The following is a 14,966-nucleotide window of genomic DNA, read 5'->3' as shown; positions in this document are numbered from 1 at the left end:
GGCGGTGTTCGCTGATCACAGCGCTGAAGTGTTGTATTTTGCTCGGGCCAAACGTACGGCGCAGAAGGGGCAGCGGTTGGCGTTGTTTGCTCGGGATCGGGGGTGTTCGCATCCGGGATGCCCTAATCCGGCGACTTGGACTGAGGGCCATCATGTCGATGCGTGGGTGAAGGGCGGGTTGACCGATATCGATGCGTTGACGCCGGCGTGCCCGCCGCATCACCGGCTCATTGGTGATGGTCCGGATCAGTGGCAGACGATCATGCTCACCGAGGGTCCCGATAAGGGCAGGGTGGCGTGGATTCCGCCGGTTGGTGTGGATCCGGAGCGTAGGCCGCGGGTGAATCGGGCTCATCATGCCAACGAGACGGTGGAGGCGGCGTGGGCGAAGGTGATGGCCGACCGCCAGAGCAAGTTGGCTCAGATCCTGTCGGAGCTGACTCGAGGCAAAACCGAGGCGACACCTGATCCGGAGCCAGAAGACCTTGAGCCAGAAGGCTCTGAGCTAGAAGGCTCTGAGCCAGCGGGCTACGAGTCCGAGGAACACGACGACTGAGTAGCGGTCAGCCTGCCGTTCCCAGCAACGACTGTGAACCCAACACACGTTCGACGTTGATCTCGATGACCACTCGGCGTGGATTCACTTTGGGCTGTTTGTAGCGGGCCGCGTAGCGTCGAACGCCTTCGGCGACAGCGTCCGGATCGCGATGAACCGATGCTTTACCTTCGAGTGTCAGCCACTGAGGGCCGCTGACCTGGAAGACGGCTGCATAACCGGAGCGATCGACGTTCTTCACCTTCTGACTACCTTCGAAGGTGATCACCCGCGCGATCTTGGCCTCCGCGTCGTAGGTGAATCCAACGGCAACGACGTGAGGCAAACCCGATGCCCGGACGGTCGTCAGGCTTCCGAGGTGGCGTTCGGTAAGGAAGTCTGTCGCTGCGGCGCTGAGGTCGTCGGCTGTTTTGGGCACATCCCGACCCTAGCCAACTCGATTTCCGAATGAACTGCCCTGTCGGGTCAACGCCACTGCCTCCGCACGCACCTCGTGCCGCCGCACGACGCAGAACGCGTTCACTGCCGCGCCGGCCTCGATGCGCGCCAGCGCCGCCTCCGCTACATGGACCGGCGAAACCTCGCCCGCCCCAACTGCAGTCGCGATCTCCACCGCCGTCGAATCGATCACAAGGTCCGACGGTACCCGGGGGGACGGCCTTGTTGGGTGCCCTCCTGACTTTGGCGGCATAGTTTCCTGTCTCTTGGGAGAAGCGTCCCACCTCGTTGTGCGGCCTCGCGAAGTACACGGGGTGTCCGAAGGGTGGCGCTCTACCTGGCCGGTAGCTGCCCGGCTGCGCGTGGCGAAGGTCGTCCCGCGACTCGTATCAGCTGGCTCATTTGGGATACTGGCCCGGTGAGCAATGGGCGAGTAGTGGTGCTGTTCGGGGGCCGCAGTGAGATCGGGCTGGAAGTGGTGGCCCGGATCGCGGGCGGAGCGACTGTGATCTTGGCGGCTCGCCGGTCATCCGACCTGGCTGATCAGCGGGAACGGCTGGAATGCGAAGATGCGGCGGCAGTCCACACAGTCGAGTTCGATGCGAACGACACCTCCGCACACGACGGCCTCATCCAGCAGATCGTCGCTGAGCACGGGCCCATCGATGATGCGATTGTCGCCTTTGGCATCCTCGGCGATCAGGCGAAGGCAGAAGTCGACAGCGCACACGCATTGCAGATCGCGCACACCGACTACCTCGCCCAGATCAGTGTGCTGACGCCACTGGCGACCGCTATGCGCGCCGCGAAACGCGGCAATATCGTTGTCTTCTCATCAGTCGCCGGCGTTCGGGTGCGGCGCGCCAACTACGTCTACGGATCCACAAAGGCCGGACTCGACGGGTTCGCGAGTGGACTGTCAGATGCATTGCACGGCAGCGGGGTACACCTCCTCCTGGTCCGCTCCGGGTTCGTCATAGGCGCCATGACCAAAGACTTGATGGCTTCCGGCACCAAACCTGCCCCGATGTCGAGGACAGCGCCCCAGGTGGCAGACGCGGTGGTGAAAGCCCTGCACAGCGGTAAGCATGTGGTCTGGGTCCCCGGAGCACTCCGTCCATTCTTCTTCGTGATGAGGTTGCTGCCCCAGGCAATCTGGCGGCGGATGCCGCGATGAGCGAACCGAAATTTGTGGTCGTCGGGATCGGAGCCGACGGATGGGACGGTCTGTCCGTCATCTCGCAGCGCGAATTACGGACTGCCACAGACATCTACGGCTCGGTCCGTCAGCTGTCGCTGCTGGCCCCGGTCGATGCGACGCTTCACCGCTGGGACAGTCCGATGTCGGAGCACTTGCACCGGGTTCTGTCAGAGACCCACCCCCAGAGCCTCCACATCCTCGCTTCGGGTGACCCGATGTTCCACGGAGTCGGGGCATCAATCGTCAAGCAGGTGGGCGCCGGACACGTCCGCGTTCTACCCGCCGTCTCGAGCGTCAGTCTGGCATCGGCCCGCCTCGGTTGGGACCTGGCCACATCCCGTGTCCGAAGCGTCGTGGACCGCCCCCTCGATTCGATCCTGTCGGCAGTCTCCGACAGCGTTCGGCTACTGATCCTGAGCCGCGACAACTCCACTCCGGCAGCTGTTGCGGACCTGCTCACCGCCCACGGCTTCGGATGGTCGAAACTGACTGTCCTCGAACAGCTCGGCTCCGACCGGGAAAAGCTCGTCAGCGGCATCGCGCGGACGTGGGCCGAACCTGCCGGCGACCAGCTCAACATCGTTGCCGTCGACTGTCTCGGTCCGCCGGTCAGCAGTCAGGCCGGACTGCCCGACACCGACTTCAGCAATGACGGTCAACTGACCAAACAAGCGGTTCGCGCGTTGACCGTCACCGCATTGCGACCCGCGGCCCGCCAAATGCTGTGGGATGTCGGCGCAGGTGCCGGCAGCATCTCGATCGAATGGCTACGCACCGACCGCAGCTGTACCGCAATCGCATTCGAAAGCAACGATATTCGCCGGGGACGCATCCAGCACAACGCGACCGAACTCGGGGTCAGTGCGGGACTGACGGTGCTCGGCGCTGCTCCCGAGCAGCTGTCTCACGCTCCCGATCCCGACGCCATCTTCATCGGGGGTGGGCTCACGGTCCCGGGTATCGTCGACGCGTGCTGGGACGCCCTCCTCGATGGCGGCCGGATCGTTGCCAACGCGGTCACCATCGAATCCGAAGCCGTCTTGGTGAAGTGGCATGCGGCAGTGGGCGGCACCCTTCGCCGCTTCCAGATCGATCACGCCGAACCGCTGGGATCGATGACCACGTGGCGTCCCACGCTACCGGTGACCCAGTGGATCGCCGACAAACCGAGGACCAGCCAATGACCGTGTACTTCATCGGCGCCGGCCCCGGCGCCGCCGACCTGATCACCCTTCGCGGCGCGAAGCTGTTGTCGCAGTGCAACACCTGCCTGTACGCCGGATCGCTGGTACCAGCGGAAATGCTCGATCACTGCCCGCCAGGGGCCACCCTGATCAACACCGCGAAGATGCCGCTCCCGCAGATTATCGATCACATCGTCACCGCGACCCGCTCCGGACACGACGTCGCCCGCTTGCACTCCGGAGACCCGGGACTGTACTCAGCCGTGGCCGAACAGGTCAGACTTCTACAGGCGCAGGGAATCTCGTACGAGATCGTCCCCGGCGTCCCGGCCTTCACCGCTGCTGCCGCGGCTCTCGGCCAAGAACTCACGGTGCCGGGAATCGGCCAGTCACTCTTGATCACCAGGGTGTCGACACTGTCCACCGACATGCCCGACGGGGAGCAGCTCGAGGAATTGGCCCGCACCGGCGTCACGATGGCCATTCACCTGGCAGCTCACCGGGCCCAGCAGATTGTCGATGCGCTGACCCCGCACTATGGCAGCGACTGCCCCACGGCGGTGGTGGCGTTTGCCAGCCGCGACAACCAGCAGATCGTCAGATGCTCGCTGGGGGAACTCCCGAATCAGCTGGCACTGAACGATATTCAGCGGACCGCGGTCATCTTCGTCGGCCGGGTTCTGGCCGCATCGGAGTTCCCGGACAGCTACCTGTATTCCTCTGCCAGGATGACCAAACTCCGCACAGACCCGCACCCGTCATGAGCGACGGCACGATCCTGATCCTGGGGGGAACCGCCGAAGCGCGGGCGCTGGCAGGAAATCTCGTCTCCGATGGTCGGCAGGTCGTGACCTCCCTGGCCGGGCGGGTCAAAGATCCGGCGCTACCGGTCGGCGACGTCCGGATCGGCGGTTTCGGCGGAGTCGACGGCCTGGCAACGTGGTTGCGGGACAACAATTGTGAGGCAGTCGTCGATGCAACTCACCCGTTCGCGCGCCAGATCTCGGCCAACGCCACCGCGGCGGCCGGCGACGTCGACGTACCGCTGCTGACCCTGCGCCGCCCCGAATGGCGGCCACAACCGGGAGACCGCTGGATCGACGTACCCGCCATCGCCGACGCCGCCCGGACCGTCGCGGCGATGGCCGCCGACAACAGCACTCTCCGAGTATTTCTCACCACCGGCAGACAAGACGTCGACGTATTTGCCGACATTGCCGATGCCTGGTTTCTGATCCGTCTGGTCGATCCGCCCGAGCGTGCGGTACCGCGCCACCATCAGATCATCCGCAGTCGCGGCCCCTACACGGTCGACGGTGAACTCGACCTGATGCGTGAGCACAAGATCGACGTGGTGGTGACCAAGAACAGCGGCGGACCACTGGTTCAATCCAAACTCGATGCAGCGCGACAACTCTCGTTGCCGGTGGTCATGGTTCGGCGACCGGCCCCAGCTCATGGTGAGGCTGTTGACACGGCCTCGGCCGCCGCAACCTGGGTCCGTCAGTTGCTCTCGTAGCGCCGGTTCGTGAACGCCACCGGACCACCGACACGATCGACGACGGTGGTTGTCGACGACCCGACGATCAGCAAGGTTCGCATATCCACCACGGTCGGATCGAAGTCGCCGACAGTGGTGATGACCACCGACTGTTCCGGTCCACCGACGTCGCGCCCCAGGATGACCGGGGTGGACGGGGACTTCGATTCGAGAATGATGTCCTTGAGTTCTGCGACCTGCCAGTTCCTGCTGACCGAACCCGGGTTGTAGATCGCCAGCACCAGATCGGCATCCAGTGCCGAACGGACCCGCCGGGTGATCACGTCCCAGCCTTTGAGCCGGTCCGACAACGAGATCACCGCGTAGTCGTGTCCCAGCGGTGCGCCGGCAAGGCTGGCAACAGCATTCGCCGCGGTCACCCCGGGGACCACTCGCACCGGAACGTCCTGCCACTGCGGGTCGGCCGATTCCTCCACCACCGCTGCGGCCATCGCGAACACGCCGGGATCACCCGACGACACCACCGCTACGCGGGCACCCTTCTTTGCCAGATCCAGTGCCATACAGGCACGTTCCGACTCGACACGATTGTCGCTGGCATGCATGCGCTGACCGGGGCGGGGCGTGACTCGATCCAGGTACGTCTTGTAGCCGACGAGATCGGTTGCCCGCGTGAGTTCCGCCCGGACCTCGGGTGTGGTCCACCGCGCGGCCCCGGGACCCAGACCCACGACGACAACCTCGCCGACGGTGCCGGCAACCGGGGTGAGATGTTGCGGACTGTTCAGCACACCGGGTATGACGACCATCGAGAAGTACGGAACAGTCGTGGCGTCGACGTCGACCACCGGGAGGACCCTCTGCGCGCCCGTCGAGGCCCTCTCGACGTACCACGCGCGGTCGATGACACCCGATTCGCGCAGCGCGGCAACAACTTCGGGGAAGGTCCGACCCAACTTCATGATCGCCACCGCATCGCTGTCACGTAGTCGGCGAACCAGCTCGTCCTTGGGCAAAGTGCCCGGCAGGACGGTGAGTGTCTCGTCGGCTTCGACCAGCGGCATCCCGGTGGCGGCCGCACTTGCGCTCACGGATGTGACACCCGGGATGATCTCGGTGTCGAAACGCGCTGTCAGCCTTTTGTGCATGTGCATGTACGAGCTGTAGAACAGCGGATCACCCTCAGCGAGCAAGGCCACCGACCGTCCCGCACTCAGGTGTTCGGCGAGCACCTCCGCGGCCGAGGCGTAGAAATCATCGAGCGCACCCCGGTAGCCACCGGGGTGGTCGGTGGCCTCGGTGGTGATCGGATACATCAAGCGCTCTTCGAGTTGGCCATCTCGCAGGTACGGTCCCGCCACCGACCGCGCGATCGAACGTCCATGACGGGCACAGTGATAGGCGATCACATCGGCCTCGCCGATGACTCGTGCGGCCTTCACGGTCACCAACTCGCTGTCGCCGGGGCCGAGCCCTACGCCCCACAATTTCCCAGTGGTTGTCATGGTCATTCCACCTTCGAGGCGAGTGCGTTGAGGGCGGCCGCCGTGATGGCAGATCCGCCGCGTCGACCGAGAACCGTGAGGTACTCGAGATCATGTCGATCAGCCAGGGCCGCACAGGATTCCGCAGCACCGATGAATCCCACCGGCGCACCGATCACCGCGGCCGGGCGGGGCCCGCCGGCGTCGATCAATTCGAGGAGCGCGAACAGGGCGGTCGGTGCGTTGCCGATCGCGACGACCGCACCATCGAGCATCGGTCGCCAAAGTTCCACCGCAGCAGCGGTTCTGGTGGTTTCCAGCTCTTCGGCGAGCTCGGGGGTGCGCGGATCACCGAGCAGGCAGAGCACGTCGTTGTCGGCGGGCAACCGTTTGCGGGTGACACCGGAGGCGACCATGTTCGCATCGCAGAGGATCGGCGCGCCCGCCTCCAGCGCGGTGCGCGCTGCAGTCACGAGCCCCGGACTTGCGCGCACATCGCGGGTCAGGTCGACCTGCCCGCAGGCGTGGATCATCCGGACAACCACCTGTGACAGATCGTCGCCGAACCCTGCGAGGTCGGATTCGGCCCGAATTGTCGCGAATGACTGCCGGTAGATCTCGGCGCCGTCTCGGATGTAGGTGTACATAGTGCTCGTCACTTTAGATGTTGCTCAGAGTCGACGACGCGTGTACCCCGTGGGAGTCGCTTCGACCCGAAGGTGACCTTCCTGGGGTGAGCCGCATCCGCGTTCGCAGCCGACCCAGTGCTCGCGCTCATCGATCACAACGTCACCGTCGCGCAAGTGGAGGTCGAGGTCCCCCCGGACATCGGCGTGCGACTTGTCGCATCCGGGAGACCCGGTGCAGTCGGTGACCCTGGTCCACGGCGAGTTCTCGTCGAAGATCAGACCCATCGGCGCCAGCACCCGAAGTACGGTGTCGGCCATGCTTTCCGAGAGGTCGACGATCAGGATTTCTTTCCGCGGGGTCAGGTAGATGTCGCGTTCGATGGCGGACAGGAACTCTCCGACACGACCCGGGATACGACCGTGGGCGACCACCGAACCGAGCGCAACGAGGTCGTCGTCATCCTGCGCCAACCAGCCCACCTGTGGCTCCGGGCCTAGCTTCGACATCGCATGGTCACCGGTGCGGGGCAACCGGGCAAGCACGTCGTCGATGGCGACGCGACCGGCCAGATCCTGTACCCGCCATTCGTCGTTTCGATCGGCGAGAAACGCGTGTGCCAGGTCGATCATCAGTGCCGGGGCATCGCCGGGGGACACCTGTCGTCCGGTCGCTTTTCCACCCACGACCACGTCGAATGAATCAGCCTCGTACGCCAGTAGGCCGATGTCCGGCCCCTGGGTCAGGATGTCGCCACGGCCGTCGTCGACACCGAAGAGGATCCGGGCCGGCAGTTTCGCCAATGCGGCGTCGGATTGCAGCCGCGTGTCGAAGTCGTCCAGAACCGGCCACGCGTCGAGAAGGCCACCCCGTCGCCCGGTCAACGCCGACATCTGCAGGTTGCGCACCCTTTCGTGGCTGGGTGAGGGGATCAGCCCGGCCTCCAGAATCAGCTCACCGGCACCATCGATATCGGTGATCCCACGCAACTGAACGTTGCCACGGGACGTCAGTTCGAGGTGACCGTCCCCGAACTCGTCCGACACTCCCACCAGGGCCTGTATCTGGGCCGGAGTGATCAAGCCACCCGGTAGTCGAATCCGCGCCAGATGACCATCGGCGGCCGGGTGAGACGAGAACACCCCGGGGCAACGATCCGACGGTCGACTCATGGGTTCCACGGTACTGGCCACCGGAGGGATGAGGCCGGGCGCGGGGGGAGTCAGTCGGTGGGCGGAATCGGCGCGCCGGACGGCACGCCGGCCCGCACGAACTCCTGGTAGATCGGCTCGAAGGGGGCGGCGTCGGCGCCGTGCGGTCCGGTGGTCGGGGTTCCCGCGAGGAACTTGTCCAATTCGAGCAGGCACACTGTCCACCCGGTCGAATTGCGGGCCGCCGTGTCGGCGGCCTCGAGCACATTGGTCAGCGTCAGGGTGCATCCGTCGTCGTCACCGGATTCCAGCTGAATGTGCACTTCATCTGCACCCCAAGTGAATTCGATACGGCGGGGAGGCTCATAGGACAGCACGGTCCCGGTGCTGTCCGGCGTGTTCGGATCATCGGAGAACCGCGCGACGCCACCGACCCTCGGTTCGATCACCAAGGTCGACGGAAACCAGTGCCGTGACTCTTCGGGGTTGATGATGGCCGCCCACACGCGGTCGACCGAATGCGAGAAGTGCCGAACGAGGCGGACCGCCGGTCGGCCTTCGAGTTCGAAGTATGTGCCCGAGTAGTTCATTTCGGTTCCTCTCCGGGTAACAGTGGCTTCTGATCCAGGTGCATCTCCAGCGCGTCCAGGCTCGTGGTCCACAGCTCGCGATAGGGCGCGAGCCAGGAATCGATTTCGGCGAGTGCGGAGGGCCGCGACCGGTAGACCCGACGTTGCGCGTCGGGGTGAACTGAGACAAGGCCGGCGGCGCGCAGAACACCGAGGTGCTTGGACGTCTGCGGTTGCCCCAACCCCACATACCTGGCCAGTTCACCCACAGCGCACGGCTGCACCCGCAGGACATCGAGGATTCGGCGACGGTTGGGCTCCGCCAGCGCCGGCCAGATCAGTTCGTTCACCCCGCCATTTTCTCTCCTGGATATATACCTGTCAAGGAATACAAGACGAACCAGGTGTCTTATAGGCTGAAGCCAATCTGCAACGAGGAAGCCGGTGAGATCCCGGCACGGAAGCGCCACTGTATCGGGGAAACCCCAAGTCAGACCCTTGTTGCTCCGCTGAACCCAACCGCCGGGCGCGAATTCCTGGCAAGGAGGACCTCGTGATCCTTTTGCTGTCCACATCGGACACCGACCTGTTGACGGCTAAGGCCTCGGGCGCCGACTACCGTCTGGCGAACCCGTCACGGCTGCTCGTCGACGCCGATCTGCCAGAACTCTTGGCCGGTGCTGACCTCGTCGTGGTGCGAATTCTCGGTGGCCGTCGCATGTGGGAACAGGGTTTGGACGCAGTCCTGGCAGCCGGCTTGCCGACCGTCGTGCTGTCGGGGGAGCAGCTCCCGGACCCGGACCTGATGTCGATGTCGACGGTGGCGCCCGGAGTTGCCGCCGACGCCCACAACTACCTCGCCCAGGGCGGCCCCGACAACCTCGCGAATCTCCACGCGTTTCTGTCCGACACCCTCCTGCTCACCGGTCACGGCTTCAGCGCCCCGGCGACCACAGCGCAGTGGGGAGTCCTGGACCGCCAACCGAAGGTCGACGCCACCGGCCCGACGATCGCGGTTCTCTACTACCGAGCCCAGCACCTCGCCGGCAACACCGCGTACGTCCGGGCACTCTGCGACGCGATCGAGGACAAGGGTGGCCGGGCGCTGCCGATCTTCTGTGCCTCACTGCGGACCGCACCCGACGATCTCTTGGAACAGCTCGCGGTCGCAGACGCCCTGGTCGTCACGGTGCTCGCCGCTGGAGGAACAACCCCGGCCACGGCGTCGGCCGGAGGCGATGACGAGAACTGGAACATCGAACAACTTGCGCGCCTGGATGTTCCGATCCTGCAGGGCCTGTGCCTGACAAGCTCCCGCGCCGGCTGGGCCGCCAACGACGACGGTATGTCGCCGCTGGACGTAGCCACCCAGGTCGCGGTGCCCGAGTTCGACGGCCGGATCATCACGGTGCCGTTCTCGTTCAAGGAGATCGGCGACGACGGGCTGCCCTGGTACCGACCCGATGCAGAACGGTGCGCCCGGGTCGCCGGAATCGCGGTACGCCACGGTCGCCTCCGCCACATCGCACCTTCCGACCGGAAGGTCGCGGTGATGTTGTCGGCGTACCCCACCAAACACGCGCGGATCGGGAACGCGGTGGGCCTCGACACCCCGCAAAGCCTGCTCCGACTGCTCGAGGCCATGCGCGAGGCCGGATACGACATCGGACCGGAATCGGGCGACGGATCGGTTCCCGGTCTGGCAGAAAATGATTCGGACCGATTGATCCACACCTTGATCGCAGCCGGTGGCCAGGACCCCGACTGGCTGACCGAAGAAGCGTTGGCAGCCAACCCGATCCGCTTGTCCGCGTCCGACTACCGCGAGTGGTTCAACACCCTGCCCGACGACCTCCGCGAGTCGATGATCGAACACTGGGGACCGGCGCCCGGTGAACTGTTCGTCGATCGTTCCGTCAACCCGGACGGCGACATCGTCATCGCGGCGATGGAATTCGGGAACATCGTGTTGATGGTCCAGCCGCCACGTGGCTTCGGCGAGAATCCGGTCGCCATCTACCACGACCCTGATCTGCCACCGAGCCACCATTATCTGGCCTGCTATCGCTGGCTGTCGTCGCAGCAGCACTTCGCGGCCGATGCCGTGGTCCACGTCGGCAAGCACGGCAACCTCGAGTGGCTCCCTGGCAAAACCCTGGGCATGTCGGCCTCGTGTGGCACCGACGCCGCCATCGGCGACCTGCCGATGATCTACCCTTTCCTCGTCAACGATCCCGGCGAGGGAACGCAGGCGAAGCGCCGCGCGCACGCCACCCTCGTCGACCACCTGATCCCACCGATGGCGCGGGCCGAGAGTTATGGCGACATCGCCCGTCTCGAGCAGCTCCTCGACGAGCACGCGAACATCTCCGCGCTCGACCCGGGCAAATTGCCGGCGATCCGGCAGCAGATCTGGACCCTGCTGCAGGCCGCGAAGATGGATCACGACCTCGGCCTCGCCGAGCGACCCGAAGAAGATGTCTTCGACGACATGCTGCTGCATGTCGACGGCTGGCTCTGTGAGATCAAAGACGTCCAGATCCGCGACGGACTACACATCCTCGGACAGCCACCGGCCGACGACGTCGAGGTCGACCTCGTGCTCGCGATGCTCCGCGCACGCCAATTGTGGGGCGGCACACAGAGTCTGCCCGGACTCCGCGAAGCACTGGGATTGGTTGAGGACGGGACCGCCGGCCGCACCTCCACCGACAGCATCGAAGCGGTCGCCCGCGAGCTCGTGCTGGGTTGCGCGAAGAGTGACTGGGACGCCGCGGCCATCGCCGAGGTGGCCGCCGGCCATCCGGCGGACGTCCGTCGGATCCTCGATTTCGCCGGCACCGAGATCATCCCGCGACTGCGCCAGACCGACCAGGAAGTCCCCCGGATCCTCCACGCACTGGGCGGTGGATTCATTCCCGCCGGACCCAGTGGATCACCCCTGCGCGGACTGATCAACGTACTGCCCACCGGCCGAAACTTCTATTCCGTCGATCCCAAGGCCGTCCCGTCGAAACTCGCCTGGGAAACCGGCCGGGCGATGGCGGATTCGCTTCTGGCGCGGTATCTCTCGGACCACGGTGAGTATCCCAAGTCGGTGGGCCTGTCGGTGTGGGGGACCAGCGCGATGCGGACGTCCGGCGACGACATAGCCGAGGTTCTCGCGTTGCTCGGCGTGATGCCGATCTGGGATGAGGCCTCACGGCGCGTGACCAAACTCGATGTGATCGGTCTCGACGAACTCGGCCGGCCGCGAATCGACGTCACGGTCCGGATCTCCGGATTCTTCCGGGACGCCTTCCCGCACGTGGTCACCATTCTCGACGACGCCGTCCGCATGGTCGCCGCACTCGATGAACCGGACGAGTCGAACTACGTTGCCGCCCACGCTCGCTCGGACATCGCCGAACACGGAGACACCGACCGCGCGACCACCCGGATCTTCGGATCCAAGCCCGGGACATACGGTGCCGGACTGCTCCAGCTGATCGACTCCAAGGATTGGCGCAGCGACGCCGACCTCGCGGAGGTCTACACGGCGTGGGGCGGCTACGCCTACGGCCGCGGCCGCGATGGTATCGCCGCCGTCGACGACATGCGGACGGCGTACCGACGAATCGCGGTTGCCGCCAAGAACACCGACACCCGCGAACACGACATCGCGGATTCGGACGACTATTTCCAGTATCACGGCGGCATGGTCGCCACCGTCCGTGCGCTGACCGGAAAAGACCCCGAGGCGTACATCGGCGACAGCACCAGCCCGGACAACGTCCGCACCCGCACGCTGTCGGAGGAGACCACCCGCGTCTTCCGGGCTCGCGTGGTCAACCCCCGATGGATCGCCGCGATGCAGCGGCATGGCTACAAGGGTGCGTTCGAGATGGCAGCGACGGTCGACTACCTCTTCGGCTACGACGCCACCACCAACGTGATGGCCGACTGGATGTACGAGCAGCTGACCGAGTCCTACGTCCTCGACGCCGCGAACCAGGAGTTCATGAACAAGTCGAACCCGTGGGCGCTGCACGGCATCGCCGAGCGACTGCTGGAGGCGGCTGCGCGGGAGATGTGGTCGGCGCCTCCACCGGCAATGCTCGATGAACTGCGTCGCGTCTTCCTAGAGACCGAAGGCGACATCGAAGGCGCCTAGTCAGTGCCGATTTTGGTGGGGTCTGGTGAGCATTTCCGCAGGTCACGCTCGCCAGAACCCACCATTTTCGGAAGTGGGAGAAAAACGGGCACCCTGGTCGTTGACCGTGTGTACGCATTGCCGATGATCGGGATGGTTGATCTGATGAAGCTCGCACTCTTTCTGACCTACGTGGTCATAGAAATCGCCGCCTTCGTGGGGCTGTGCTTTGCGATCGGCGTCGCGTGGACGGTGTTGCTGGGCATCGCCACCGTAGTCCTCGGCTTCTGGCTGCTCCGCCGCCAGGGCGCCAAGGTCCTCTCGAACCTCCGCACAGCCGGACAGAATGCCGCGGCCGGTGTGCCTGCGGGTCCGTCCGGGTCGGCAGCGCCCGTCGCCGACACCGCGCTGCTCGCCGGCGCCACGATCGCCATGGTTGTGCCCGGCCTGGTCACCACCGTGATCGGTATCCTCTTGCTGCTCAAGCCAGTTCGAGCGGTCCTCCGGCCCCTGGTGATCGCGCTCGGAACCCGCAAGGTTGTCGTCGCGATGGAAAGCTACGCGCAGTACGGACGCGGGATGGCCGGTGTCACGGTTGTCGACGGTCAGGTCGTCGACACACCCGACAGCCCGACCACCTATGACCCGAACCGTCGCCAACTGCCGAATCCGCACCCCGATCTCTGATCGGTCGACCCCCGTCGGTAACCCTGACAACAGCCCGCCATGCTCCGGCAGGCAGACTGGACGGTCGTGGAGAGTCAACTGCTGATCGGCGGGCACATTTATTCGCCGGTGGCCCCAGATGCAACTGCTATCGCAATCGAAGACGGTGTTGTCGTCTGGGTCGGTTCCGACCCGGTCGGACGTGCACTGCATCCGAAGGCGGAGGTCGTCGACCTCGAGGGCAGTCTGGTGGCGCCCGCTTTTGTCGATTCCCACGTGCATCTCACGTCGACGGGCCTCGCACTGCGCGGCCTCGACCTCAGCGATGCGATCAGCCGTGAGGATTGCCTGGCCCGGCTACGCCGATACGCCGCCGAGCACCGCGACAGCGACCTGATCTGGGGCTTGGGCTGGGACGAGTCGACCTGGCCCGACGGACATCCCACCACAGCCGACATCGACGCGGCGGTCGGACATCGGCCGGTCTATCTGGCTCGGATCGACGAACACTCCGCAGTGGCGTCAACCGCTCTGCGCGAGCGCGCCGGCGGCTTGGCGGGCGCATTCGGTCACGACCCGGCCGGACCGCTGACCGCGGATGCCCATCATCGGGTGCGCGCAGCGGCTCGTGCGTTGTTGAGCACCACCGGACGCAGCCGCGCCCAGCAGGCCGCGCTCGACGACGCTGCCGCGCACGGGATCGTTGCCGTCCACGAGAACGGTGGACCCGACATCAGCGGACTCGACGACTTCATCTCGCTCGCGGATCTCACACACGATGTCGAGATCCGCCGGTACTGGGGCGCTGCGGTGTCCGACGTCGATGAGGCAAGGGCACTGCTCGCGTCCACCCGGGCCCATGCGCTCGGTGGAGACCTGTTCATCGACGGCGCCATCGGGTCTCACACCGCACTCCTGCGCGAACCCTATGTCGATGCCCACACCTGCGGCGTCGGCTACCTCGACGCCCCGGCGATCACCGCGCATCTGCGTGCGTGCACCGCAGCGGCGATCCAGTCCGGATTCCATGTCATCGGCGACGGCGCGATGGACCTGCTGGTGAAGGCTTTCGCCGAGGTGGCCGCCGAGGTCGGGGGCCCCGCGCTGGCCCGGTTGGGCCACCGCATCGAACATGCCGAGATGATCACCGCAGAGCAGTCAGCCACCTTGGCCACCTGCGGGGTGATCGCGAGTATGCAACCCCTGTTCGACGCGCTGTGGGGTGGCCCCGGCCAACTCTACGAACAGCGTCTGGGCCTCGAGCGGGGTCGTTCACTCAACAATTTTGCGCAGCTCGCGAAGGCCGGCGTCGGGCTGTCCTTCAGCTCCGACGCACCGGTGACGTCGATGCGACCATGGGAAGCCATCGCTGCCGCCGCCAACCACAACAACCCCACCAGCGCGATTTCGGTGCGCGCTGCGTTCGCCGCGTCGACCCGTGGGGCCTGGCGGGCCGG

14 protein-coding genes and 1 pseudogene are annotated in these 14,966 nt (G+C 65.5%); 8 read left to right on the top strand and 7 right to left on the bottom strand.

Annotation, left to right across the window (positions count from 1 at the left end; genetic code table 11):
* Positions 1-556: pseudogene (locus VIQ49_RS02605) on the top strand (HNH endonuclease signature motif containing protein); the annotation flags it as partial.
* A 7-nt stretch (positions 557-563) separates the two neighbouring features.
* Here VIQ49_RS02605 and VIQ49_RS02600 read toward each other — a convergent pair.
* On the bottom strand, positions 564-974 hold the full coding sequence (locus VIQ49_RS02600) for a PPOX class F420-dependent oxidoreductase (RefSeq protein ID WP_331880439.1): 411 nt from the start codon (positions 972-974) through the stop codon (positions 564-566).
* Positions 975-983: 9 nt separating this feature from the next.
* The gene (locus VIQ49_RS02595; protein ID WP_331880438.1) at positions 984-1,187 is read right to left on the bottom strand and encodes a hypothetical protein; all 204 of its coding nucleotides are present in this window, start codon (positions 1,185-1,187) and stop codon (positions 984-986) included.
* A 225-nt stretch (positions 1,188-1,412) separates the two neighbouring features.
* Between VIQ49_RS02595 and VIQ49_RS02590 the strand changes: the two genes are divergently transcribed.
* From VIQ49_RS02590 to VIQ49_RS02575, 4 genes are read left to right on the top strand one after another with little or no spacing between them, the layout of a single operon-like run.
* A complete protein-coding gene (locus VIQ49_RS02590; protein WP_331880436.1) occupies positions 1,413-2,171 on the top strand; it encodes an SDR family NAD(P)-dependent oxidoreductase in 759 nt (252 codons plus the stop codon).
* Complete coding sequence (cbiE, locus tag VIQ49_RS02585) at positions 2,168-3,379, top strand: precorrin-6y C5,15-methyltransferase (decarboxylating) subunit CbiE (RefSeq protein WP_331880435.1); 1,212 nt, start codon at positions 2,168-2,170, stop codon at positions 3,377-3,379. The genes VIQ49_RS02590 and cbiE overlap by 4 nt, the downstream gene beginning before the upstream one ends.
* The gene (gene cobM, locus VIQ49_RS02580; RefSeq protein ID WP_331880434.1) at positions 3,376-4,143 is read left to right on the top strand and encodes a precorrin-4 C(11)-methyltransferase; all 768 of its coding nucleotides are present in this window, start codon (positions 3,376-3,378) and stop codon (positions 4,141-4,143) included. Before cbiE ends, cobM begins: the two co-directional genes overlap by 4 nt.
* The gene (locus VIQ49_RS02575) at positions 4,140-4,898 is read left to right on the top strand and encodes a cobalt-precorrin-6A reductase (RefSeq protein ID WP_331880433.1); all 759 of its coding nucleotides are present in this window, start codon (positions 4,140-4,142) and stop codon (positions 4,896-4,898) included. The genes cobM and VIQ49_RS02575 overlap by 4 nt, the downstream gene beginning before the upstream one ends.
* Here VIQ49_RS02575 and VIQ49_RS02570 read toward each other — a convergent pair.
* From VIQ49_RS02570 to VIQ49_RS02550, 5 genes are read right to left on the bottom strand one after another with little or no spacing between them, the layout of a single operon-like run.
* Entirely contained in the window at positions 4,883-6,391 is a 1,509-nt protein-coding gene (locus VIQ49_RS02570; RefSeq protein WP_331880432.1) for a precorrin-2 C(20)-methyltransferase, read from the bottom strand. The two genes, VIQ49_RS02575 and VIQ49_RS02570, sit on opposite strands and share 16 nt — an antisense overlap.
* Positions 6,388-7,011, bottom strand: a complete 624-nt coding sequence (locus VIQ49_RS02565; RefSeq protein ID WP_331880442.1) for a precorrin-8X methylmutase — start codon at positions 7,009-7,011, stop codon at positions 6,388-6,390. Before VIQ49_RS02565 ends, VIQ49_RS02570 begins: the two co-directional genes overlap by 4 nt.
* Positions 7,012-7,035: 24 nt before the next feature.
* Positions 7,036-8,163 carry a precorrin-3B synthase gene (locus VIQ49_RS02560; protein WP_331880431.1) on the bottom strand — a complete coding sequence of 376 codons (1,128 nt, stop codon included), beginning with the start codon at positions 8,161-8,163 and terminating at the stop codon, positions 7,036-7,038.
* Between the two features lie 50 nt (positions 8,164-8,213).
* Positions 8,214-8,732 carry an SRPBCC family protein gene (locus VIQ49_RS02555; RefSeq protein ID WP_331880430.1) on the bottom strand — a complete coding sequence of 173 codons (519 nt, stop codon included), beginning with the start codon at positions 8,730-8,732 and terminating at the stop codon, positions 8,214-8,216.
* The gene (locus tag VIQ49_RS02550) at positions 8,729-9,061 is read right to left on the bottom strand and encodes a metalloregulator ArsR/SmtB family transcription factor (protein WP_331880429.1); all 333 of its coding nucleotides are present in this window, start codon (positions 9,059-9,061) and stop codon (positions 8,729-8,731) included. The genes VIQ49_RS02555 and VIQ49_RS02550 overlap by 4 nt, the downstream gene beginning before the upstream one ends.
* Positions 9,062-9,264: 203 nt before the next feature.
* On the opposite strand from VIQ49_RS02550, the gene cobN reads away from it, so the two are divergent.
* From cobN to VIQ49_RS02535, 3 genes are all read left to right on the top strand, one after another.
* The gene (gene cobN, locus VIQ49_RS02545) at positions 9,265-12,864 is read left to right on the top strand and encodes a cobaltochelatase subunit CobN (protein ID WP_331880428.1); all 3,600 of its coding nucleotides are present in this window, start codon (positions 9,265-9,267) and stop codon (positions 12,862-12,864) included.
* Positions 12,865-12,987: 123 nt separating this feature from the next.
* A complete protein-coding gene (locus tag VIQ49_RS02540; protein WP_331880427.1) occupies positions 12,988-13,530 on the top strand; it encodes an FxsA family protein in 543 nt (180 codons plus the stop codon).
* 66 nt (positions 13,531-13,596) lie between these two features.
* Positions 13,597-14,966: amidohydrolase (locus VIQ49_RS02535; RefSeq protein ID WP_331880425.1), on the top strand; the 1,370-nt coding region annotated here is incomplete at its 3' end.

The sequence above is a fragment of the Williamsia sp. genome (assembly GCF_036566845.1).
Classification (GTDB): Bacteria; Actinomycetota; Actinomycetes; order Mycobacteriales; family Mycobacteriaceae; genus Williamsia.
Note: the sequence above shows the minus strand (reverse complement) of the source record. Positions and strands in the feature narration are given on the sequence as shown.

Excerpts from the sequence above, each read along its gene's own strand:
- cbiE (WP_331880435.1), top strand. The coding sequence starts at position 2,168 with ATGAGCGAACCGAAATTTGTGGTCGTCGGGATCGGAGCCGACGGATGG.
- cobM (WP_331880434.1), top strand. The coding sequence starts at position 3,376 with ATGACCGTGTACTTCATCGGCGCCGGCCCCGGCGCCGCCGACCTGATC.
- VIQ49_RS02575 (WP_331880433.1), top strand. The coding sequence starts at position 4,140 with ATGAGCGACGGCACGATCCTGATCCTGGGGGGAACCGCCGAAGCGCGG.
- VIQ49_RS02570 (WP_331880432.1), bottom strand. The coding sequence starts at position 6,391 with ATGACCATGACAACCACTGGGAAATTGTGGGGCGTAGGGCTCGGCCCC.
- VIQ49_RS02565 (WP_331880442.1), bottom strand. The coding sequence starts at position 7,011 with ATGTACACCTACATCCGAGACGGCGCCGAGATCTACCGGCAGTCATTC.
- VIQ49_RS02560 (WP_331880431.1), bottom strand. The coding sequence starts at position 8,163 with ATGAGTCGACCGTCGGATCGTTGCCCCGGGGTGTTCTCGTCTCACCCG.
- VIQ49_RS02555 (WP_331880430.1), bottom strand. The coding sequence starts at position 8,732 with ATGAACTACTCGGGCACATACTTCGAACTCGAAGGCCGACCGGCGGTC.
- VIQ49_RS02540 (WP_331880427.1), top strand. The coding sequence starts at position 12,988 with ATGATCGGGATGGTTGATCTGATGAAGCTCGCACTCTTTCTGACCTAC.